Below are 20,254 nucleotides of genomic sequence, written 5' to 3'. Positions count from 1 at the left end.
GTTATAGTGGGAAAAAAATTACAACTAAGCATAAGAATATGATTAATTGAGGAAATTAAGTTCAGAGTAAATATAAATCAATGAAAATTTTATGTATTTTCTTGAAAGAGTACTGAGATAAATCAATTGAATAGTAAATATATAATTTTCTGAATTTTATATTTAAAAAATGAATATAGAACTTAAGTTTGTGCGAAATAAGGAATAAAAAAGCCTTCCGAAGAAGGCTTAGATTTCAATGAGATTATTCTACTTTTTCACGTGCAATTGCACGATAGCCGATGTCACCACGATATTGCATACCTGTAAATGTGACTTGACCACATACTTCTAATGCATTGATTTGAGCTTCTAGAACTGTATCACCAAGTGCTGTAACGCAAAGTACTCGACCACCTGAAGTGATGACATGACCATCATCACTCATGGCTGTACCCGCATGGAAAATTTTGGTGTCTTCAGGTGATTGACCAATACCAGAAATTACATCACCTTTACGCACTGTATCAGGATAACCTCCTGCTGCAAGCACGATGCCGATAGATTTACGTTCGTCCCATTCAGCTTCATTTGGTAAATTACCTGCAATACCAGCTTCAACCAAATCAACTAAAGATGATTTTAAACGCATCATAATCGGTTGAGTTTCAGGATCACCAAAACGACAGTTAAACTCGATCACACGTGGTTGACCTTGCTCATCAATCATCAAACCAGCATATAAGAAGCCAGTATAAACATGACCATCCGCAGCCATACCATCAACGGTAGGACGCATCACTTCGTTCATGACACGCTCAAACACTTCAGGTGTTACCACTGGAGCAGGGGAGTAAGCACCCATACCACCTGTGTTTGGACCTTGGTCACCTTCAAAAATACGTTTGTGGTCTTGAGAGGTCGCCATTGGCAAAATATTGTTGCCATCGATCATACAGATGAAGCTTGCTTCCTCACCATCAAGGAATTGTTCAATTACTACGCGAGAACCAGCATCACCAAACTTATTACCAGCGAGCATGTCGTCAATCGCAGCAAAAGCTTCTTCATTGGTCATTGCTACGATCACACCTTTACCTGCCGCTAAACCATCAGCCTTGATAACGATTGGTGCACCATGTTGTTCAATATAAGCTTTTGCCGCATCTACATCAGTAAATACGTCATAAAAAGCAGTTGGAATGTTGTGACGCTTTAAGAAATGTTTAGCAAATGCTTTTGAACCTTCAAGCTGTGCTGCATATTGAGTTGGTCCCCAAATTTTTAGACCAGCTTCGCGTGCTGCATCAACAACACCATTCACTAATGGTGCCTCAGGACCCACGATCACTAAAGCAACATCGTTTGCCTTTGCAAAAGCAATGATTGCTGGATTATCTAAAATATCAAGTTCAACATTTTCACATTTGTCTTCTATTGCGCTACCCGCATTACCTGGGGCAACAAAGACTTTAGTCACTTTCGTATCTTGTGCGATTTTCCATGCAAGTGCATGTTCACGGCCACCGCTACCCAAAACTAAAATATTCATTATTAAGTTATTTCCCTTTTCCGTATTTAAGAATATACCTGTTCAGAATAAAAAAGTCCCTCTAATGCGACTATAGCATCGCAGAAAAGAGGGACTTCGGGGTATTAATGACGGAAGTGACGCATACCCGTGAATACCATTGCAATACCAGCTTCGTCAGCGGCTGCAATTGTTTCTTCATCACGCATAGAACCGCCCGGTTGGATGATACATTTGATACCTACTTTTGCAGCGTTATCAATACCATCACGGAATGGGAAGAATGCATCAGATGCCATAACCGCACCCTCAACCACTAAACCAGCATGTTCAGCTTTGATCGCAGCAATACGAGCGGAGTTGACACGGCTCATTTGACCTGCACCTACACCAATCGTTTGACGGTTTTTTGCATAAACAATAGCGTTTGATTTTACGTATTTTGCAACTTTCCAAGCAAAGATCATGTCATCAATTTCTTGTTCAGTCGGCGCACGTTTAGTCACAACTTTAAGGTCATCTTTAGTGATCATACCTAAGTCTTGATCTTGAACTAATAAACCGCCGTTTACGCGCTTATAGTCAAGTTGAGCAGCACGTGCATCAATTGCAGGGAGTTCACCACACACCAACACGCGTACATTCTTTTTCGCGCCAGTGACTTCAAGTACGCCATTAGCAATACTTGGAGCAATAATCACTTCAACAAATTGACGATCAACAATTGCTTGAGCAGTCTCTACATCTAATTCTCGGTTAAATGCAATAATGCCACCAAATGCAGACTCTGGATCAGTTGCATAAGCAAGATCATAAGCCGCTTTGATACCATCTAGAGAAACCGCTACACCGCATGGGTTCGCATGTTTAACGATCACGCAAGCAGGTTTCGCAAATGATTTTACACATTCTAATGCAGCATCTGTATCAGCGATATTGTTATAAGAAAGCTCTTTACCTTGTAATTGCTTAGCAGTTGAAACTGATGCTTCTTGAGCATTTTCTTCAACATAGAACGCTGCATTTTGGTGTGGATTTTCACCATAACGTAAATCTTGTGCTTTATTTAACTGGGTGTTGAAGGTGCGAGGGAATAAATCTGCTTCACCTTCAGTTTTGCCAACACGCGCACCTAAATAAGAAGCAATCATGCCGTCATATTGCGCAGTGTGCTCATAGGCTTTTACTGCTAAGTCGAAACGAGTCTCGTAAGAAAGGCCACCATTTGCTTTTAATTCATCAATAACAGCATCATAGTCAGAAGCATTTACAATGATACCCACTGAAGCATGGTTTTTTGCTGCTGCACGTACCATTGTTGGACCACCGATATCGATGTTCTCAATCGCATCAGCAAGCGAGCAGTTTGGTTTAGCAACTGTTGCAGCAAATGGGTAAAGGTTAACAACAACAAGATCAATTGGATCAATGTTGTGTTCTTGCATCACAGCTTCGTCCAGACCACGACGAGCTAAGATACCACCGTGAATTTTTGGATGTAGTGTTTTAACACGACCATCCATCATTTCAGGAAAACCAGTGTGTTCAGAAACTTCCACTACAGCGATATTGTTGTCTTTAAGCAACTTATAAGTACCGCCAGTAGATAAGATTTCTACACCTTGGTCTGCAAGGTTTTGAGCAAATTCAACGATTCCAGTTTTGTCGGAAACAGAGATTAAAGCACGTTTGATAGTCATGATTTTAGTCAACAGTTTGAAGTCTACAGATTAAAACAAAGGCAAAAAAAATGCCCACGAGAACGTGAGCATTTTATCAATTATTCACTCATTAAACCGTGAGCTTTTAACTTTTTGCGTAAAGTTCCACGGTTAAGGCCTAAAATCTCAGCAGCACGTGTTTGGTTGCCACGAGTATATTCTAAGACCACAGATAAAAGAGGTTTCTCCATTTCTGCTAAAACCATGTCATAAACTTGAGATGGTTGCTCACCTTGCAATTGTGCAAAATAATGACGAACTGCGCGATCTACATGGATGCGGAGAGCGACATCAGATTGAGCCGTAAAAATAGGAGATTTGCTATTCATGCGTGTTAATCCGAAAAATCAAAATATCACTTGGGTAAAGTGATATATAAATGTGGTCTAAATTACTGAGCCCTGTTTTAGATCCTAAAACAGTGACTCTAAAACAAAAGGACTATTAGCTTGCCACAAATCCTCGAATTGTGTAAAAAATAAGCGTAACAATAATTAAAGATTTGTTACAGCCTACTTTCAAAAACAAAAAAACCAACAATGCGCTTATAAGTTAGAAGCACAGTTCGTTTAACGATTTTATTGTCTGTAAATTACGAGAAGTAAGTGGGTGAAGCATTCGTGGCGCGTATCATACCACTCTCTGCGAAAAAATGAGCAATAAAACTTCACTTTTTTTTATTTTTTTGTCACTTTTTTTAGTTTTTAGGGCTGTACAATTTCTAAACTATAGTTGTCGAAGCTATTTTTACTTTTAGGCACTGTAAATTCAAATCGAAAAGGGCTGTTTGATGGAATTCTTTGTATCGTTTTTAAACTATCTACAAGATAGTCTTGTGGCTGGAGTGTAATCTCGGTTGTGACTTCGCCTTTCTCTTCTAATATAACTTTAATAGAAGGAATTAAAATACTATTTTCATGGTGATTGATTAAAACACCTGAAAAATTGGTTTCGTCTTTATTTGAACGTTTTAATTTTACTTTTTCAAAACTTAGGTATTTATATTGTTGGTCTAGTGTTTTACAGGTCAAAACACCGCAAGCGTAGTTAAAAATTCGATTGAGTGCGGGGCTTTCATGCATCAGTTTTGGATTAAACCATAAGATTTGGAATGCAAAAACTAAAATGAGTGCGATATTCCCCACACCCCAAAGCGTATAATAAAGCCAGCCATGATGTTTGCTGCTTTGTTCTTGGTCTATCAGTAAACTATCTTCTGACAAATTCAAGTTAGGTAAAGCGGTTACAGGTTCAGTATTAAAGTAATTTAGGTTATTCAAATAGGTCAGCAAATCAATATTGGAATTTTCAATTTTTTGATCAAAAATACTTAAAATTTGCATTTGCTTTTCAGCAAAAGAGCTGTCGGGTTGAATCGATGAAAATAAAGAGCGATTCGCAGGTGATGGAATCGAATCATTTTCATCTGTCTTAAGAAGATTGGTCAATGCATTAAAGTTAATTACGCATTTGGGGCAACAAACCATGCCCTGAGCAACACTGAGTTGTGAAAGGGTTACTTTGTACACGGTGGAGCATTTTGGGCAGCGGGTTTGTTTTTCACTCATAAGGAACAAAATTCTCAAATTGTTGTTTTACGTTTTCCTGAAATGCGGCACCAATTCTCTTCACGCTTTTCGATCCCTAATATATCAAAAAACTCAGAGTAAACACTAGAAACATCAGCAACTTGCTCTTCGATTACACCAGCAAGTGCGAACTCACCCTCATTTTTTAATAAACGTGAGAACTCAGGCGCTAGTGCCATTAATGGTGCTGCTAAAATATTTGCAACAAGTACGTCTGCTTGTTGTGGTTTGAATTCTTGATCAAACTCTTCAGGTAATCCTACATAAAGACGATCTAATACGCCATTAAGTTCTGCATTTTGTTTTGTAGCTAGTACAGCTTGCGGATCAATATCAGTTGCATAAACTTTTTTTGCACCTAGTAATAATGCAGCAACCCCTAAAATACCTGAACCACAACCATAATCGATTACGACTTTATCTTTAACATCGGTTTTACCTAACCATTGTAAACACAAAAATGTACTTGCATGATTACCTGTACCAAACGCTAGACCGGGATCGAGTTTGATATTGGTTGCATCGGCTTCAGGTGGTTCTAACCATTCAGGAACAATCCAATATTTTTCACCAATTTGGATAGGTTCGTAATAGTCCATCCACGCGCGTTCCCAAACTTGATTCTCTAAATATTCATGACGCATAGGTACATCAGGGAGTTGTGCTTTTAGGAACGCTTCTAATGTATCGACATCAATTGGGTCATCTTCTTCTTGTTGATAGATTCCAGTAACGATCACTTTATTCCAAAGTGGAGTTTCACCTGGTAAAGGTTCTAATAGTGCCTGATCCTCTGCATCATCTAAAGTAACACTCACTGCACCTAATGAAAGGAGTAATGTCTCGGTGAGTTCAACTTGATTTTGATCAACAGTAATATGAATTTGTAACCAGTTCACAGGAAAACCTAAATAAATGTATTTGCAGTTATTGTAATAGATTCGAGCACGATAAAGGGATTATAAAATAATCAGATTACAATTTTAAGATGAATTAATTTTTATATGAATTTATCTAATACATTATTTTTAATATAAATAAGGTCTAAAAAGACCTTATTTATAATTTCGGTTTTATAAATTATGGTGCAGTTTGTTCCATATCTGTTGTTACAGGTGGAGCAGGGGCTATTGGTGCTGCTTCAATTGGCGCGCTGACAGGTCGAGGTGCTGACTGAGTTTCTGATATTTTACTTTGAGTCTCTGGAGTCACTTGATTAGCTGGCGTGGGTGCTTGAAATGCTAATTTACCAGCTTCATTTTGTTCACAAACACCATTGAAAACTACGCCTTTGTGCGCAAATGAAACCATGTCGCCTTGCTTTTTAGCTTTACATACTTGTACATATTTTTGTGCGAGAGGGTCAGTATTTGCTTTCGTATTTGCATGTGCCGCTGCTGTAAAACATAGACCACAAATAAGCGATGAAAATAAAAGCTTAGTATTCATATCATTTTCCTAAAGTATTTATTTATGCAGTATATAGAATAAGAAATTTTTTAATTAAAACAGTCGTGATCAAGTTAAGAATTATGAGTTGCTATGTTAATAATGCATAAAAAATGCAACATAAGGTTTCTTTTTGTATATTGTTAAATGAGATCAATGAGTTGAGATTCCTAAGAAAACAGAGAGTTTTTGCCAACTCGCTTTAAAACTTCTGTATAATACTCTGTCATTTTTTGAATACACATTTACCACTATGCATTATCCTAAAGTTTATGACGTTATCGTAATTGGTGGCGGTCACGCTGGTACTGAAGCGGCGCTAGCTGCTGCACGTATGGGAAGACAAACATTATTGTTGACGCATAATATTGAGACTTTGGGACAGATGAGCTGTAACCCAGCAATTGGTGGTATTGGTAAATCACATCTTGTTCGTGAGATCGATGCGCTTGGTGGTGCAATGGCACTAGCTGCGGATAAAGGTGGTATTCAATTTCGTATTTTGAATTCACGTAAAGGTGCGGCAGTACGTGCAACGCGTGCTCAAGCAGATCGAGTACGTTATAAAGCAGCAATTCGTGAAACTTTAGAAAATCAAGCCAACTTAGATATTTTCCAACAAGCTGCAGATGATTTAATTGTTGAAGGCGATACCGTTAAGGGTGTTGTAACTCAAATGGGTATCCGTTTTGATACCAAAACTGTGGTATTGACGACAGGTACGTTCTTGGGTGGTGTGATCCACGTTGGTCTACAAAACTCAAGTGGTGGTCGTGCGGGTGATCCGCCATCGATTGCATTAGCTCACCGTTTACGAGAACTTAAACTTCCTGTGGGACGTCTAAAAACAGGTACACCACCACGTATTGATGCACGCTCAGTTGATTTCTCGGTCATGACACCACAACCGGGTGATTTCCCATCTCCTGTCATGTCATTTATGGGTGATGCGTCAATGCACCCTGAGCAAGTGAATTGTTATATCACGCATACCAGTGAAAAAACCCACGAAATCATCCGTGGAGGTTTAGATCGTTCACCAATGTATACTGGTGTGATCGAAGGGGTTGGTCCACGTTACTGCCCATCGATTGAAGATAAAATTCACCGTTTTGCGGATAAAGACTCTCACCAAGTATTCCTTGAGCCTGAAGGCTTAGATACACATGAGCTTTATCCAAATGGTATTTCAACTTCTTTACCATTTGATGTTCAGTTTAATTTAGTTCGATCAATTCGCGGTATGGAAAATGCGCATATCCTGCGTCCGGGCTATGCGATTGAATATGATTATTTTAATCCACAAGCATTAAAGTTCACGCTTGAAACTAAAGCGATTCAAAATCTGTACTTTGCTGGTCAAATCAACGGTACTACAGGTTATGAAGAAGCGGGTGCTCAAGGTTTACTTGCTGGCTTAAACGCTGCACGTCGTGCATGGGAACAAGAAGAATGGACACCAAAACGTGATCAGGCCTATATGGGCGTACTGGTTGATGACCTTATTACTTTGGGAACTAAAGAACCGTACCGTATGTTTACCTCGCGTGCAGAATATCGTTTGATGTTACGTGAAGATAATGCTGATCAACGTTTAACGTCGATTGGCCGTGAACTTGGTTTGGTTGATGATGAACGTTGGGCTTCGTACAGCGAAAAAATGGAAGCAGTTGAACGTGAAACCTCTCGTTTACAACATTTATGGGCAGCACCGAATAATCCAATGGGCAAGAAATTCGTTGAAATGACCGGTGCTGATCTCAGTAAAGAATGTAGTGCAATTGATTTATTGAAACGTCCAAATATCAATTTTAGTCAAATCGCTGAATTAACAGGTTCTGAAGTTTCAGAGCAAGTGGGCGAGCAAATTGAAATTGCTGTGAAGTATGAAGGCTATATTAATCGCCAGCATGAAGATGTTGCGCAATTAAAGCGTCTTGAAGAAACTCGAATTCCTGCTGATTTTGAATATGATGGTATTTCAGGTTTATCACGTGAAATTACCTTGAAGTTAAAAACAGTTCGTCCAGAAACCTTAGCACAAGCAACTCGTATTCCAGGTGTAACACCAGCTGCGGTACAATTATTGATGATCACGATTCGTAAAAATAATATGGCGAAAAAGTCAGCATAATCCTTGTATAAGTTTATGTATTAAAAAATACCCTCTTGTTATAAGAGGGTATTTTTTAATTTCAATAACTTTAGTCATAACCATCTGCCTGTAGAATACTGAATCATAAATTGCCCCATTTTATTCATCACAATTATTGCTGAAGTGATTGCTGCTTCTGCTTTAAAAAGTAGTGAAGGGTATATAAAACTGATTACATCTGTAGTTCTAACCCTTATTATTTATCAAATAAGTTGAAAATAGTTCCTGTTTGTATCGCTTATAGGGTTTAGTTGGGGCTGATAAAGAGTAGTGTGCTCATCTTAACTTTTACCAAAAAGCAGTTCACATGTAGCTTTAAAAAAACAAACCGAGCTGATATTTGCTCGGTTTCTAGCTTAAATCTTATAAATCTAAATTAACGTCCAGCAAAATCAAATACGCCATTGATGTGAATATCTTTATTTAATTCTGGATGTTCACCCTTATAGAATAAAGATGTATTATTGAATTTGACTTGGTTGTCTTTTGAATTGTAACTTATACCTTGGCAAGATTGGACAGAATCACAACTAAAGTTGTATTCAGAGCGTTTCAATAAGCCTGTATTTAAGTCAACACCCATCAAATAGTCTTTAAAATTTACCTTTTCGATCTTATTATTTTTAACTTCTATCTGAATCGTATCATTTCCAAATTTTTGTTGATTATGATTGATTACATCAAAATATAACGCAGGTTGGATAAAGGTTCTATTGTCTCCATTTTTAAATGATGCTGTAATTTGGAGTTGGGTCAGTGGCTTGTTGACTTTAACTACACCATCCAATTCTATAAATGTAGTTGCACACGGTTGCTGAATTGGAATATTTGGAAGTAAAGGAGGAATGGTATTATCTTGATAAATAGACTGATTGAATTTTAGACTAATATCATTGGCATTTTCACTGGTTTGAATTGACGCAACATCTTTAATCGGAATGCTCACGACAAAAGACATACAAGCACCTGAAAAACCATGTAAGGTCTCAGCTTCAACTAAAGCATATTTCGTAATTGTATTTTCAATTGAAGTCGTAAACTTGGTTAGTTTTAAACCTGAATCAATCCAATTATCTGCATAGGAACTGAATAAAATCTCTTTTGCTTCTGGATCATAAATAGCATCTATAGGAGAAATTGGTTTTTGGTTTGCAGACATATTAATTTGGCTTGTTTTTCTAATATTTTCAAATGTCTGAGCTGGAATAGATAATGAACCCGATATTTTACCTGCTAAATAAGTATAATTTTTAGTTATTGGTGGTAATTGAATGCCATCCCGAGTCTCCACTGGAGGTAGAGTCATTGTTATAGTTGGTGTATTTGATAGTTTTAGATTTTCAAAATTAATTTCACTATTACCAGTCTTTTCATCAAATTTCACATTGATATTATTGCACACTTCAAAAAGAATAGAATCTGAACAAGCGAGAGGGTTGTCGTTTGATGAATTAATATTAAGTTTGGTTAGGTAAGTTTTTCCAATAGAAACACTCAATACTTTCTTTAAAATAGGGTCATAATTAATGTGCAAAGTTTTACTTATATCACTTTTATCAAAATTATAACTTAAAATGATGGATGAGCTGCCACGATTAAAGTGATGTGTAACCGAATAAGCACTTACATCATCATTTTGATTACTCGTTCTTCCTGCAATCTGAATGGCTGGTTCTGAATCTTTTTGTAAAGTTAAATTACTTTTGAACTCTGTTGTGAATGATGTGGAGCTAGTCAAATTATTTTCTTTAGATTGATGATTATCACTACCGCAAGCAGATAGTATTAATGATGTAGTTAAGACAGCGACACTCGATTTAATATTTAACATTGTTAGTTTTCTACTGGAATTATTTTGTAGCAGAATAATATCTATTAATGATGTTCTTTCAAAGTGTTTTAAATAGTTTTTGTGATTAAAGCCCAATCAAAATGATTGGGCTCAGTAGGAGGCACAAGAGGATGTTTATAACGCTACCTCAATCCCTTGTCTTAAATTCTGCTGATCAAATTGCGTATTGATATCAATTTGAGCATAGGCTTTCGGTAATAACCGACGTGCTGCTTGATTTACTCTTTTTTCCAACCACTTCGGCATGTTGATCGCCAATGGATTAGTTTCCGTTATTGATGCATCAGTCATGACTCGCGTTCCCATAATGTAATCAAACCATGGCTTAGTCACACACCAATTGGCATTTTGATTGCTAGTCATGTGGTGATCATAGTGCCAAGGAATCCGCTTTTTGGCGAATTCTGGATTGAGGTGTGATTTGGCATGTACTTTCCAATAATTCCAAATGCCATAGTACAGACCCGCAGTAAAGAAGGGTGCAACGGGCAGAAAAATCGTGGATGCAGCAGCTAAGCCGATGAGTGCTGATTTCTCATTGTACATTTCAGCGTTTTTAAACATTGACTCTGCATAACCTTCATCATGAAACCCATTTAAACGAGCACGTTTATGATGAGCAATATGGGTGAAGAATGGACTATTTCTATTTTTGCTTGGAAATTCATGTAGCCAGACTTTATGAAAATACCATTCCATCCCATTTACGACAAAAACACCGACTGGAAAACCGATCATATTCGTTAACCTCATAAAATATGATCAGATTGTAGAAACTTAATGGTGAGAATTTTTGACTGAACTGGCAGCTTTGATTTGCCGATCAAATCAAATTATTGTTGTTTTCGTTGTCGATAGGCTGTTGGTGTTTCACCTGTCCAACGTTTGAATGCTCTAGAAAAAGCGGAGGGTTCGGAAAAACCTGTGAGATATACAATTTGATCAATACTTTCTTGTGTATGGGACAGTAATCGCCTTGCTAAGCGTTCTCGATAATGAGCGATCACTTTTTCATAAGTGGTATTAAGTAGCTGTAAGTCGGCTCTTAAGCTTCTTGAGCTACAATTTAAATGCCCTGCGACAATCTCTTGATCAAATTCTCTAGATTCTAATAAGCCACTTGCTAAAATCTTTTCAATAGCTCCAATAAGTTGATGTTTATTGAGTAGTTCAAGTTGTGATTCGGCATGATGCTCATGTATTTTTAATAGTTCAGGTTCATGGGCAGCTGAGGGGAGATCTAATAATTTGCTATCAAAATGTATATAGCCGTGTTGCTGTCCAAGACGAACAGAGCATCCCCAAATTTTAAAATATTCTTCTGCTTCAGCACCATGCTCAAAGGGTAAACCGATTTCAATTGGAGTGAATGCATCATCACTAATATATTTAAAAAAGGTTAGTAAAATTCCAATTGCACACTCTAGATAATGTCTAACAGGATGTTCTAAACCTGAAATCATCGCGATATTTTGATTCGGAAATGCTAGCTTGAACGACATTGCATCAGTGAGTAATGCTTGATAGCGAATCGTTCTTTTTATTCCCTCACCAAAGTTTGGACTGCTAAGAAAAAGATATTCAATCACCTGCCCTCGAAAAGGTGGAATATTGGCACCGACATGGAGACCAATATTTTGATCTTGGCTAATTTCAACTGCTGCATCCCAAAAACGTTGCTGTGTTGAGTTATCACGACGAACAAATTTATTAGGTGGTTGATCTGGGAGATGAACTCGAGCAAAGATTGAAGCAGCATCTAAGTCCATCTTTTGCATGGTTTGATAAACCATCCATAAAAAGATGCCAGCATCACTGGTTTTTTTTGAAGTCATAAAACAAGGTAAATTCGAGTTTTAAAACAATATACTCGGTTATTTTTATGATTCAAACAAATTGTATTTTTGAGATGAATAAAAATGCGATATGTCCATAACAGTAAATTTCCTATTAAATTATTTCGTTATTTCTATTCGAATAGGGTAATAGGTTTGAATTTCTGTAATAGATTTTATTCAAATAATTAAAAATGCCGATTGCATCTTTGATTGAGCAAAAGCTCACCATTCATGCTGGTTTGGTTTATGTTAAACTTTGAAGTATCACAATAGTCAATCAGGCTGTGAGTTGGGAAACGAGTGAATTAAATGATTGGGCAGCAGCGAAATATATTGGCAACATTGGGAGTTGATGTTTGGATTCCTAGAGATATTGTTTGTCAAAAAAATACTGTTTCTGCTTTGTGGCGAGATCAAAATATTGAGCAAAATACTCAACCCTCGTCGATCCAATTTGATTCTAAGGTTTCTCAGAACATTACAGAAATAAAAGTTGAACAGCAGTCTGTTGTAATAAAAGAAGTCGAACCTTTACAGCAACAACAGACTGCTGTAGTACAGCCAATTACAAAGCAAAGCTTAATTGAAAAAGAGCAGATTGTAATTACAGCTCAAATTCAATCATTTGAGTTACAAATGTATGTTTTAGATAATTGCGCAATTTTATTGGAAAGTAGTCAGTTAAATGATGCTCAGCGGATGTTGTGGCAAAATATTCAAAAAGCAAAATTAGGGCAATATGCAGAGCTGAAATGGCCATTTCCATTGGCGGCTTTTCAGGAAAGTCGTGGATTGTCTTCATATATTCAAGGTTTTTTGGATGCAACTGCAACAAGTAAAAAGATATTGTGCTTAGGTCAACTCGACTTTATTCAACATTCTAATATATTACATTTGGCTAGTTTAGAAGAAATGCTTGCCCAGCCTGTATTAAAAAAGCGGCTGTGGCAATTGATGCAATAAAAATCGGAACATCTTAATGAAAAAAGTCGTTGTATTTAGTCAGATTGATCAAGAAGTTTTAGCGAAATTACAGCAGGCTTATCGTGTTGTGGTACTCAATCCAAAGCTCGGCGATATTAATCAACAAATACGAACAGAAGTCGTTGATGCTGATGCCATGATTGGTGCTGGTCGTTTACTCAATAAGAGTAATTTATCGACTGCACAACAACTCAAAATTATTTCAACTGTTTCCGTGGGTTATGATAACTATGATGTTGATTATCTTAATCGAAAAAAAATATGGTTAGCCAATACACCGCATGTTTTAACAGAAACAACTGCTGATCTCGCATTTACTTTATTACTGAGTGCCGCTCGTAAAATTCCTTATTTGGATGCATGGACGAAACAAGGGCAGTGGAAACGTACTGTTGCGACTGAACAATTTGGGGTGGATGTTTTTGGTAAAACTTTGGGTATTATTGGTTTAGGGAATATTGGAGCTGCAATCGCTCGTCGTGGATTTTATGGTTTTAATATGAATGTTTTATACCATAATCGCCGTGAAAAACTCGAAGTAGCACAAGCATTTAATGCTCAATACCGTTCGCTAGATGAATTATTGCAACAGTCTGATTTTATTGTAGTTGCTGTCGATTTAAATAGTGAGTCGAAAGCGCTGATAGGTGCAGAGCAATTTGCTTTGATGAAGAATAATGCAGTATTTGTGAATATTGCACGTGGTTCTGTGGTTGATGAAAATGCACTTATCCAAGCTCTTCAGCAAAATAAAATTTTTGCTGCTGGGTTAGATGTTTATGCCAAAGAACCGTTGCAAGAATCTACGTTATTTCAATTGCCAAATGTTGTTACTGCACCTCATATTGGTTCAGCAACAATGGAAACGCGTAAAAAGATGGTTGAACTTGCTTGTCAGAATCTAATTGATGCTTTAGAAGATCGTACACCTCGTTATCTCGTCAATCCAAAGTTTGAATAATTGCTTACAATGCTGATTAGTTGATTGCCGCATTATTGTGCGTTTTGATCTTTTTAAGTTGATTAATATTGGTACACTTGCGCCTTTTGTGATTTCGTCTTGGGGTGTGTAGTGTTTGAGAAATTGGCTGGGAAAAGTTTAAACTTAATGGGGTGGGAGCTGGATAATCATTGGGATTTGAATGTTGACCAATGTGTCATGATTGCAGCTCCACATACGAGTAATTGGGATGCATTGTATGCACGCTTGGCTCTTAAAGCTTTAGGTGTAAATGTTCGTTTAACGATTAAAGACAGTTATATGAAATTCCCTTTTGGCCCATTTGTTCGAGCAATGGGTGGTATTGGGATTGATCGTCGTGCCAAAAAAGAGGGACAAGAGCGACCAAGTATGGTTCAGCTCATGAGTGATCTTTTTAAAACACATCCTAAACTTGTAATGCTGGTTACGCCAGAAGGTACTCGCGCAAAACAAGAACAATGGAAGACGGGTTTTTATCATGTTGCCACCACGGCTGGAGTGCCGATAGCATTGGCTTATATGGACTATGCCAAGAAAAAAACAGGTGTAGGGAAAATTATTTATCCTACAGGTGATTATGAAAAGGATATGGCGGAAATAATGGATTTTTATGCACAGATTCATGCGAAATTTCCAGAAAAATTTAGCGTAGATCAGCGTTATATTGATCATAAATAGTTTTTGATTTCAAAATATATAAACTTAGGCAGGAAAATCCTGCCTTTTATAACACTTCGTTGCAAATTTCTTCATTTTCTAATGCTATATTAAAATTCTTCATTAGAATCATAGAGAAAACACTTGAGATCTTTGCTGCTTGCATGTGGCTTACTTGCCACTACTCAACTTAGTCATACTCAGGTTTTTTTACCTAATTTACCAACAGGACAAACAGATGTTCCTGAGATTGGTAGTGGCATAGGTTTGCTCGATCAACAAAAAGAAAAACTAATTGGTGAGAAAGTCTATCGCCAAGTGCATAAACAGTTGCCAACTGTACAAGATGCATGGTTAGAAGGGCAATTTTTACAAGTTTTCTCAGGAATTTTAAGTCAAACACAACTGGGTCAACCGATTGGTCTAGTCGTGGTAAAAGATCCTCAAATTAATGCTTTTGCAGTTCCAGGTGGCTTATTTGCAATAAATACTGGATTGATTACATCTGCTAAAAATTTAGATGAAATTGTTGGGGTTATGGCACATGAAATTGCGCATGTCACTCAGAGACATTATAGCCGTTCACAAGAAGCATTTAAGGGGCAAGGTTTACTCGCATTAGCAGGAATTCTTGTGGGGGCAGCAATTGCTTCACAAGCGGATGGTGATGTAGGTTCTGCTGTCATGTTGGGTACTCAGGCTGCACTCATGGATAAACAGCTTAGTTATAGTCGTAACCAAGAGCGTGAAGCGGATCGTATTGGTATGCAGTTTATGTACGCTGCTGGCTATAATCCTCAGAGTATGGCTGACTATTTTGAAACCATGCATCGAGCGACCAGTAGAGTAAGTTTTTTACCAGATTTTTGGTTTACGCATCCATTAACCACTGAACGTATGAGTGAAGCTCGATTGCGTGCTAATCAGCTTCCAAAAGTAAAATCAAAAATTTATGACCAAGACTTTGAGATTTTAAAACTTTATACATTGGTTGTTTCAAACCAAACGACCGAAGTTCAGCTGCAATCTTTTGCCAATCAGAAAAATCCAGCGGGTCAACTAGCATTAAGCAAGTTTTACTTAGAACAAGGAGATTTCGCTAAAGCACAAGAAAATTTAGATTTGGCGAAAATGAAGTTGAAAAATCATATTTTAGTGCCTTTGATTCAAACTGATATTTATTTGGGGCAAAATAAGTTAGAGCAAGCCGATAATACGATTAGCCCATTACAAAGAACCATGCCTGAAAATAGGGCTTTGTCATATAAACTGGCTGAGGTGTTTATTAGACAAGGTCAAGTGGCACAAGCTCAATCATTGGTTCAACGATTTATTCACAAAAATCAAAGAGACATTGAAGGCTGGCAATTGTTGCAGCAAGCCACCAATTTGGATAAAAGCTCACCGCTACAAGCAGTCAATGTGCTTTGCTATCGTGCTGAAGCTGAATATTGGTCGGGTTATGAAGAAAATGCAATTAAGTCAATGTTACATGCACAGCGTTTAGCGAAAGGCAATCTGATGATGTCAGCAAAAATTGACTCCCGCTTGAAACAAATGCAAGATGATCGCCGTATGAAAATTTAATCTTTGTCACAAGTAAGAGAAATAAAAATGATTAAAGGACAGTGTTTGTGTGGGGTAGTGCAATATGAATATTTGGGGACGATAGAAAATAGTATTTTATGTTATTGCCAGCACTGTCAGCAGGCACAAGGCTCAATCGCTGGTTGGAATAGTCCACTCGATCAAACACAATTTAAAATTTTATCAGGACGAGATCAGCTTAAAGAGTATTTTCATACACCAAACAAGGCGCGTGTTTTTTGTCAAAACTGTGCGAGTCCGCTGTATTCTTATCGTAAAGACTTACCTGATATTATTCGTTTACGTTTAGGTACAGTCATAGAAGGAAATCTTCCGCCACCAAAAGAAGAGTTTTTTCTTGAGCATAAGCCAAATTTTATTGAATTAAGATAAGATGATGTGCGTAAGGAATCGCTGAGAAGTTAGAGAATTTATGAAGAAAATTTTAGTTTTTATTTTTGCGATAAGCAGTGTGGGGATCAGCTCAGCGGCATCAATTGAGCAGTATGCAAATTCAGTTGATAAAATCCGTAGTGTTTATGCGCAGGATATCCGTAGCTTTTTACGAAGTTTGAATCCACAAATTTCACAATTTACGCCTGAGCAGCAAGCAAAATATTGTCAAATTAATCAACGTTATATTCAGGATATGTCTGATGCGATTGAGCAAAATCGGTCATCATTACCACAGCAATATGCAAGTATGACCAAGCAGGATTTAATCAAGCAAGTGATAGAATCAAAAGAGATGCAAATGCTAGAGAAATACAATATTCAATGTGATTTTAAATAATAGAAAATAGTTGGGTTCATTGTAGAAATGAATCCAATTTTAATCGAATAAATAATATAAAGAAGGAATTAAGCAGATCAGCTTAATTTTGCTTTAATTTTAGCAGATACTTGTGCAGGATCGGCACGCCCGGCTATGATCGGACGTAGAGAATTCATCACCTTACCCATATCTTTCATGCTAGTAGCTTCTTGAGCAGCAATCGTTTGCTCAATGATGGAATCAAGTTCTTCCTCAGTCATAGCGGCTGGTAGAAATTGAGAAATAACCTCAACTTCGGCTTGTTCCTTACTAGCTAAATCATCTCGACCAGCACCTGAAAAGGCCTTGATCGATTCTTTACGTTGTTTAATTTGCTTTTCAATGACCGCAAGAACCTGAGCATCGTCAAGCTCAATGCGCTCATCGACTTCGATTTGCTTAATTGCTGCCTGTACACCACGAATAACCGTTACTGTTGCCATATCTTTGGCACGCATTGAATTTTTTAATACGTCAGTAATCTGGTTTTTTAAAGTATTCATAGTCTCTTCAGCAGTCAATCACAAATTAATTAGTAAAGGCGAGTAGTACGTACAGATTCGCGAGTCAATTTCTTTTGATAACGCTTAACTGCAGCAGCTTTTTTACGCTTACGCTCTTGAGTTGGTTTCTCATAGAATTCGCGCTTACGAACGTCAGCTAAAACACCCGCTTTTTCGCATGAACGCTTGAAACGACGGATAGCTACGTCTACTGGTTCGCCTTCTTTCAACTTAACTTGTGGCATGTAAAATCCTCTAAGATTATGGATAAGATCTATTGCACGATTGCACTAGATCGCAAGTGAAGGTCAGTATTTTACTCATTTACAACTCAGATCACAAGTCTATAATAGCTCTGATATTATTTTTGATCGTTGTAAAGGCAGTTTAATGATTGTTTTGGGCTTAGAAACTTCGTGTGATGAAACTGGGTTAGCACTCTATGATAGCGAGCTCGGCTTACGTGGACAGGTTTTATATAGTCAAATCAAACTGCATGCCGAATATGGTGGTGTTGTGCCTGAATTGGCTTCGCGTGATCATGTTCGTAAAATGATTCCTTTAATTAATCAGTTGCTTGAACAAAGTGGTGTAAAAAAACAAGAGATTGATGCTGTCGCTTATACCCGTGGTCCTGGACTCATGGGTGCATTGATGACAGGTGCATTATTTGGTCGAACATTAGCTTTTGCATTTAATAAACCTGCGATTGGGGTACATCATATGGAAGGTCATATGCTTGCCCCATTGCTTTCGGAAACACCACCGGAATTTCCGTTTGTCGCATTATTGGTTTCAGGTGGACATACGCAACTCATGGCGGCGTATGGTATTGGTCAATATGAATTGCTTGGTGAGTCGATTGACGATGCAGCAGGTGAGGCCTTTGATAAAGTCGCTAAAATGATGAAACTGCCTTATCCGGGTGGACCAAATATTGCAAAGTTAGCTTTGCAAGGTGATGCCAAGGCATTTGAGTTTCCTCGTCCAATTTTGCATCAAGGCTTAGATTTTTCTTTTAGTGGTCTAAAAACAGCTGTTTCAGTACAGTTGAAAAAGTTAGGTGAAGAAAATCGAGATGCGGATGTTGCTGCTTCTTTCCAAGAAGCTGTAGTTGATACTTTAGTGAAGAAATCACTTAAAGCATTAAAGCAAACTGGGTTAAAGCGTTTGGTGATCGCGGGCGGTGTGAGCGCTAATCTTCGTTTGCGTGAACAATTAGAAACTTCACTAGCAAAGATCAAAGCACAAGTCTATTATGCCGAGCCTGCATTATGTACGGACAATGGTGCCATGATTGCTTTTGCTGGATATCAGCGTTTAAAAGCAGGCCAACATGATGGTTTAGCAGTAACCACGACACCAAGATGGCCGATGACTGAGTTAGAACCAACCTAACATGGAGTTGATCATTTTTATTGGATGTCAGGCTTCAGGTAAATCAACTTTTTTTAAGCGATATTTTTCCGATACACATATTCGTTTAAATATGGATATGTTGAAAACACGTCATCGGGAGAGAATACTGTTTAAGGCTTGTTTAGACGCTAAACAAAAGTGTGTAGTTGATAATACCAATCCAAGTAAATTAGATCGAGCAATGTATATTCAAGATGCAAAATATGCTCACTTTAAAGTGGTAGCATACTATTTTGATAGTTGTTTGGATGATGCACTTCTAAGAAATGAACAGAGAGAAGGGAAAGCCAAAATTCCTCGAGTTGGTGTGATTTCAACTTTTAAAAAGTTGGAAATACCTGAGCTTGAAGAGGGCTTTGATGAAATTTATCAAGTTTCACTTTATCAAGAAAATGATTTTAATGTGAATTTACTACATCAAAGAGAACTAGAATGAGATTTGATGAACTAGATACGAAATTAAGAAAGTATGAAACGGCCTATGATTTTTGTATACCTCCTGAAAATTATATTGTCGTAAGACTGGACGGTCGTGGTTTTACTCGCCTAACCAAAGAGATTTGGCAGTTTGATGCACCATTTGATGTACGATTTAGAGATCTAATGGTAGAAACCACAACGCATCTAATGCAATGTGGTTTTAATACTATCTATGGATATACGCAAAGTGATGAAATTTCACTGTTATTGCATTTACAGGATGACGGTTTTAATCGTAAAGAACGTAAAATTCTTTCAATATTAGCAGGCGAAGCTAGTGCAAAGTTCTCTCTAATGCATGGTCAAATTGCTACTTTTGATGCTCGGGTTTGTATTCTGCCTAATCAGCAATTAGTCGATGATTATTTTCGTTGGAGACAAGAGGATGCTCATCGAAATGCATTAAATGCACACTGCTATTGGATGTTAAGAAAATCGGGTCATGCAGTTGGTGAAGCAACGGAACAAGTGAAAGGATTAAATCGTCAAGAAAAGCATGATTTACTCTTTTCGCAGCGGATTAATTTTAACGAACTTCCTGCATGGCAAAAACGTGGTACTGGTATTTATTGGAAAGACGTCGAAAAAATAGGTTTAAATCCTAAGACTGGTGAAACCACCCAAACGACAAGAAGGCAATTATTTACTGATTTTGATTTGCCTTTAAATGAATTCTATAGTGAATTTATCCATCAAAATTTCTTTTGAAAATAT

The 20,254-nt window shown here is 37.5% G+C and carries 21 protein-coding genes; 10 read left to right on the top strand and 11 right to left on the bottom strand.

Annotation, left to right across the window (positions count from 1 at the left end):
* Positions 1–244 precede the first annotated feature (244 nt).
* The 6 genes from purD to NGC85_RS11350 all read right to left on the bottom strand — a co-directional run bounded on the left by purD (position 245) and on the right by NGC85_RS11350 (position 6,269).
* Complete coding sequence (gene purD, locus NGC85_RS11375) at positions 245–1,531, bottom strand: phosphoribosylamine--glycine ligase (protein ID WP_254731239.1); 1,287 nt, start codon at positions 1,529–1,531, stop codon at positions 245–247.
* Between the two features lie 104 nt (positions 1,532–1,635).
* On the bottom strand, positions 1,636–3,210 hold the full coding sequence (gene purH / locus NGC85_RS11370; protein WP_254731236.1) for a bifunctional phosphoribosylaminoimidazolecarboxamide formyltransferase/IMP cyclohydrolase: 1,575 nt from the start codon (positions 3,208–3,210) through the stop codon (positions 1,636–1,638).
* A gap of 80 nt (positions 3,211–3,290) precedes the next feature.
* Positions 3,291–3,560, bottom strand: coding sequence for a DNA-binding transcriptional regulator Fis (gene fis, locus NGC85_RS11365; RefSeq protein WP_001086304.1), 270 nt, complete (start codon positions 3,558–3,560; stop codon positions 3,291–3,293).
* A 375-nt stretch (positions 3,561–3,935) separates the two neighbouring features.
* The gene (locus tag NGC85_RS11360) at positions 3,936–4,799 is read right to left on the bottom strand and encodes a DUF3426 domain-containing protein (protein ID WP_254731233.1); all 864 of its coding nucleotides are present in this window, start codon (positions 4,797–4,799) and stop codon (positions 3,936–3,938) included.
* A gap of 14 nt (positions 4,800–4,813) precedes the next feature.
* Positions 4,814–5,719 (bottom strand): 50S ribosomal protein L11 methyltransferase, encoded by a 906-nt coding sequence (gene prmA / locus NGC85_RS11355; RefSeq protein ID WP_005062543.1) that lies wholly within the window; start codon positions 5,717–5,719, stop codon positions 4,814–4,816.
* 181 nt (positions 5,720–5,900) lie between these two features.
* The gene (locus tag NGC85_RS11350) at positions 5,901–6,269 is read right to left on the bottom strand and encodes a hypothetical protein (protein WP_254731230.1); all 369 of its coding nucleotides are present in this window, start codon (positions 6,267–6,269) and stop codon (positions 5,901–5,903) included.
* 253 nt (positions 6,270–6,522) lie between these two features.
* Here NGC85_RS11350 and mnmG point away from each other — a divergent pair, with 253 nt between their 5' ends.
* Positions 6,523–8,403, top strand: a complete 1,881-nt coding sequence (gene mnmG / locus NGC85_RS11345) for a tRNA uridine-5-carboxymethylaminomethyl(34) synthesis enzyme MnmG (protein WP_254731227.1) — start codon at positions 6,523–6,525, stop codon at positions 8,401–8,403.
* A gap of 397 nt (positions 8,404–8,800) precedes the next feature.
* Here mnmG and NGC85_RS11340 read toward each other — a convergent pair whose 3' ends face one another.
* From NGC85_RS11340 to NGC85_RS11330, 3 genes are all read right to left on the bottom strand, one after another.
* Positions 8,801–10,255: a hypothetical protein gene (locus tag NGC85_RS11340; protein ID WP_254731224.1), complete on the bottom strand. Its 1,455-nt coding sequence runs from the start codon at positions 10,253–10,255 to the stop codon at positions 8,801–8,803.
* 135 nt (positions 10,256–10,390) lie between these two features.
* A complete protein-coding gene (locus tag NGC85_RS11335) occupies positions 10,391–11,014 on the bottom strand; it encodes a hypothetical protein (RefSeq protein ID WP_254731221.1) in 624 nt (207 codons plus the stop codon).
* Positions 11,015–11,109: 95 nt separating this feature from the next.
* Positions 11,110–12,111: an AraC family transcriptional regulator gene (locus tag NGC85_RS11330; protein WP_254731218.1), complete on the bottom strand. Its 1,002-nt coding sequence runs from the start codon at positions 12,109–12,111 to the stop codon at positions 11,110–11,112.
* Between the two features lie 312 nt (positions 12,112–12,423).
* On the opposite strand from NGC85_RS11330, the gene NGC85_RS11325 reads away from it, so the two are divergent.
* The 6 genes from NGC85_RS11325 to NGC85_RS11300 all read left to right on the top strand — a co-directional run bounded on the left by NGC85_RS11325 (position 12,424) and on the right by NGC85_RS11300 (position 17,117).
* Complete coding sequence (locus NGC85_RS11325) at positions 12,424–13,077, top strand: hypothetical protein (RefSeq protein ID WP_254731215.1); 654 nt, start codon at positions 12,424–12,426, stop codon at positions 13,075–13,077.
* 16 nt (positions 13,078–13,093) lie between these two features.
* The gene (locus tag NGC85_RS11320; protein ID WP_254731212.1) at positions 13,094–14,059 is read left to right on the top strand and encodes a D-glycerate dehydrogenase; all 966 of its coding nucleotides are present in this window, start codon (positions 13,094–13,096) and stop codon (positions 14,057–14,059) included.
* A 111-nt stretch (positions 14,060–14,170) separates the two neighbouring features.
* Positions 14,171–14,758: a 1-acyl-sn-glycerol-3-phosphate acyltransferase gene (locus NGC85_RS11315; protein WP_254731209.1), complete on the top strand. Its 588-nt coding sequence runs from the start codon at positions 14,171–14,173 to the stop codon at positions 14,756–14,758.
* 123 nt (positions 14,759–14,881) lie between these two features.
* Positions 14,882–16,324 carry a M48 family metalloprotease gene (locus tag NGC85_RS11310; RefSeq protein WP_254731206.1) on the top strand — a complete coding sequence of 481 codons (1,443 nt, stop codon included), beginning with the start codon at positions 14,882–14,884 and terminating at the stop codon, positions 16,322–16,324.
* 27 nt (positions 16,325–16,351) lie between these two features.
* Positions 16,352–16,717, top strand: a complete 366-nt coding sequence (locus tag NGC85_RS11305; protein WP_254731202.1) for a GFA family protein — start codon at positions 16,352–16,354, stop codon at positions 16,715–16,717.
* Positions 16,718–16,757: 40 nt separating this feature from the next.
* Positions 16,758–17,117: a hypothetical protein gene (locus NGC85_RS11300; RefSeq protein WP_005054799.1), complete on the top strand. Its 360-nt coding sequence runs from the start codon at positions 16,758–16,760 to the stop codon at positions 17,115–17,117.
* A gap of 77 nt (positions 17,118–17,194) precedes the next feature.
* Here NGC85_RS11300 and NGC85_RS11295 read toward each other — a convergent pair whose 3' ends face one another.
* Positions 17,195–17,641, bottom strand: a complete 447-nt coding sequence (locus tag NGC85_RS11295; RefSeq protein ID WP_004808327.1) for a GatB/YqeY domain-containing protein — start codon at positions 17,639–17,641, stop codon at positions 17,195–17,197.
* 29 nt (positions 17,642–17,670) lie between these two features.
* The gene (gene rpsU / locus NGC85_RS11290) at positions 17,671–17,886 is read right to left on the bottom strand and encodes a 30S ribosomal protein S21 (RefSeq protein WP_004652785.1); all 216 of its coding nucleotides are present in this window, start codon (positions 17,884–17,886) and stop codon (positions 17,671–17,673) included.
* A 145-nt stretch (positions 17,887–18,031) separates the two neighbouring features.
* Here rpsU and tsaD point away from each other — a divergent pair, with 145 nt between their 5' ends.
* From tsaD to NGC85_RS11275, 3 genes are read left to right on the top strand one after another with little or no spacing between them, the layout of a single operon-like run.
* The gene (tsaD, locus tag NGC85_RS11285) at positions 18,032–19,039 is read left to right on the top strand and encodes a tRNA (adenosine(37)-N6)-threonylcarbamoyltransferase complex transferase subunit TsaD (protein WP_254731199.1); all 1,008 of its coding nucleotides are present in this window, start codon (positions 18,032–18,034) and stop codon (positions 19,037–19,039) included.
* A gap of 1 nt (position 19,040) precedes the next feature.
* A complete protein-coding gene (locus tag NGC85_RS11280) occupies positions 19,041–19,496 on the top strand; it encodes an AAA family ATPase (RefSeq protein WP_254731196.1) in 456 nt (151 codons plus the stop codon).
* The gene (locus NGC85_RS11275) at positions 19,493–20,248 is read left to right on the top strand and encodes a tRNA(His) guanylyltransferase Thg1 family protein (RefSeq protein WP_005054792.1); all 756 of its coding nucleotides are present in this window, start codon (positions 19,493–19,495) and stop codon (positions 20,246–20,248) included. The genes NGC85_RS11280 and NGC85_RS11275 overlap by 4 nt, the downstream gene beginning before the upstream one ends.
* Positions 20,249–20,254: the final 6 nt, after the last annotated feature.

Origin of the sequence: Acinetobacter sp. Z1 (assembly GCF_024296945.1) — a bacterium.
Taxonomy (GTDB): Bacteria; Pseudomonadota; Gammaproteobacteria; order Pseudomonadales; family Moraxellaceae; genus Acinetobacter; species Acinetobacter beijerinckii.
Note: the sequence above shows the minus strand (reverse complement) of the source record. Positions and strands in the feature narration are given on the sequence as shown.

Coding starts and splice junctions, on each gene's coding strand:
- NGC85_RS11305 (WP_254731202.1), top strand. CDS start 16,352: ATGATTAAAGGACAGTGTTTGTGTGGGGTAGTGCAATATGAATATTTG.
- NGC85_RS11295 (WP_004808327.1), bottom strand. CDS start 17,641: ATGAATACTTTAAAAAACCAGATTACTGACGTATTAAAAAATTCAATG.
- NGC85_RS11325 (WP_254731215.1), top strand. CDS start 12,424: ATGATTGGGCAGCAGCGAAATATATTGGCAACATTGGGAGTTGATGTT.
- fis (WP_001086304.1), bottom strand. CDS start 3,560: ATGAATAGCAAATCTCCTATTTTTACGGCTCAATCTGATGTCGCTCTC.
- NGC85_RS11320 (WP_254731212.1), top strand. CDS start 13,094: ATGAAAAAAGTCGTTGTATTTAGTCAGATTGATCAAGAAGTTTTAGCG.
- rpsU (WP_004652785.1), bottom strand. CDS start 17,886: ATGCCACAAGTTAAGTTGAAAGAAGGCGAACCAGTAGACGTAGCTATC.
- purH (WP_254731236.1), bottom strand. CDS start 3,210: ATGACTATCAAACGTGCTTTAATCTCTGTTTCCGACAAAACTGGAATC.
- NGC85_RS11335 (WP_254731221.1), bottom strand. CDS start 11,014: ATGATCGGTTTTCCAGTCGGTGTTTTTGTCGTAAATGGGATGGAATGG.
- NGC85_RS11340 (WP_254731224.1), bottom strand. CDS start 10,255: ATGTTAAATATTAAATCGAGTGTCGCTGTCTTAACTACATCATTAATA.
- mnmG (WP_254731227.1), top strand. CDS start 6,523: ATGCATTATCCTAAAGTTTATGACGTTATCGTAATTGGTGGCGGTCAC.
- NGC85_RS11300 (WP_005054799.1), top strand. CDS start 16,758: ATGAAGAAAATTTTAGTTTTTATTTTTGCGATAAGCAGTGTGGGGATC.
- NGC85_RS11350 (WP_254731230.1), bottom strand. CDS start 6,269: ATGAATACTAAGCTTTTATTTTCATCGCTTATTTGTGGTCTATGTTTT.
- purD (WP_254731239.1), bottom strand. CDS start 1,531: ATGAATATTTTAGTTTTGGGTAGCGGTGGCCGTGAACATGCACTTGCA.
- NGC85_RS11360 (WP_254731233.1), bottom strand. CDS start 4,799: ATGAGTGAAAAACAAACCCGCTGCCCAAAATGCTCCACCGTGTACAAA.
- NGC85_RS11330 (WP_254731218.1), bottom strand. CDS start 12,111: ATGACTTCAAAAAAAACCAGTGATGCTGGCATCTTTTTATGGATGGTT.
- NGC85_RS11275 (WP_005054792.1), top strand. CDS start 19,493: ATGAGATTTGATGAACTAGATACGAAATTAAGAAAGTATGAAACGGCC.
- NGC85_RS11280 (WP_254731196.1), top strand. CDS start 19,041: ATGGAGTTGATCATTTTTATTGGATGTCAGGCTTCAGGTAAATCAACT.
- tsaD (WP_254731199.1), top strand. CDS start 18,032: ATGATTGTTTTGGGCTTAGAAACTTCGTGTGATGAAACTGGGTTAGCA.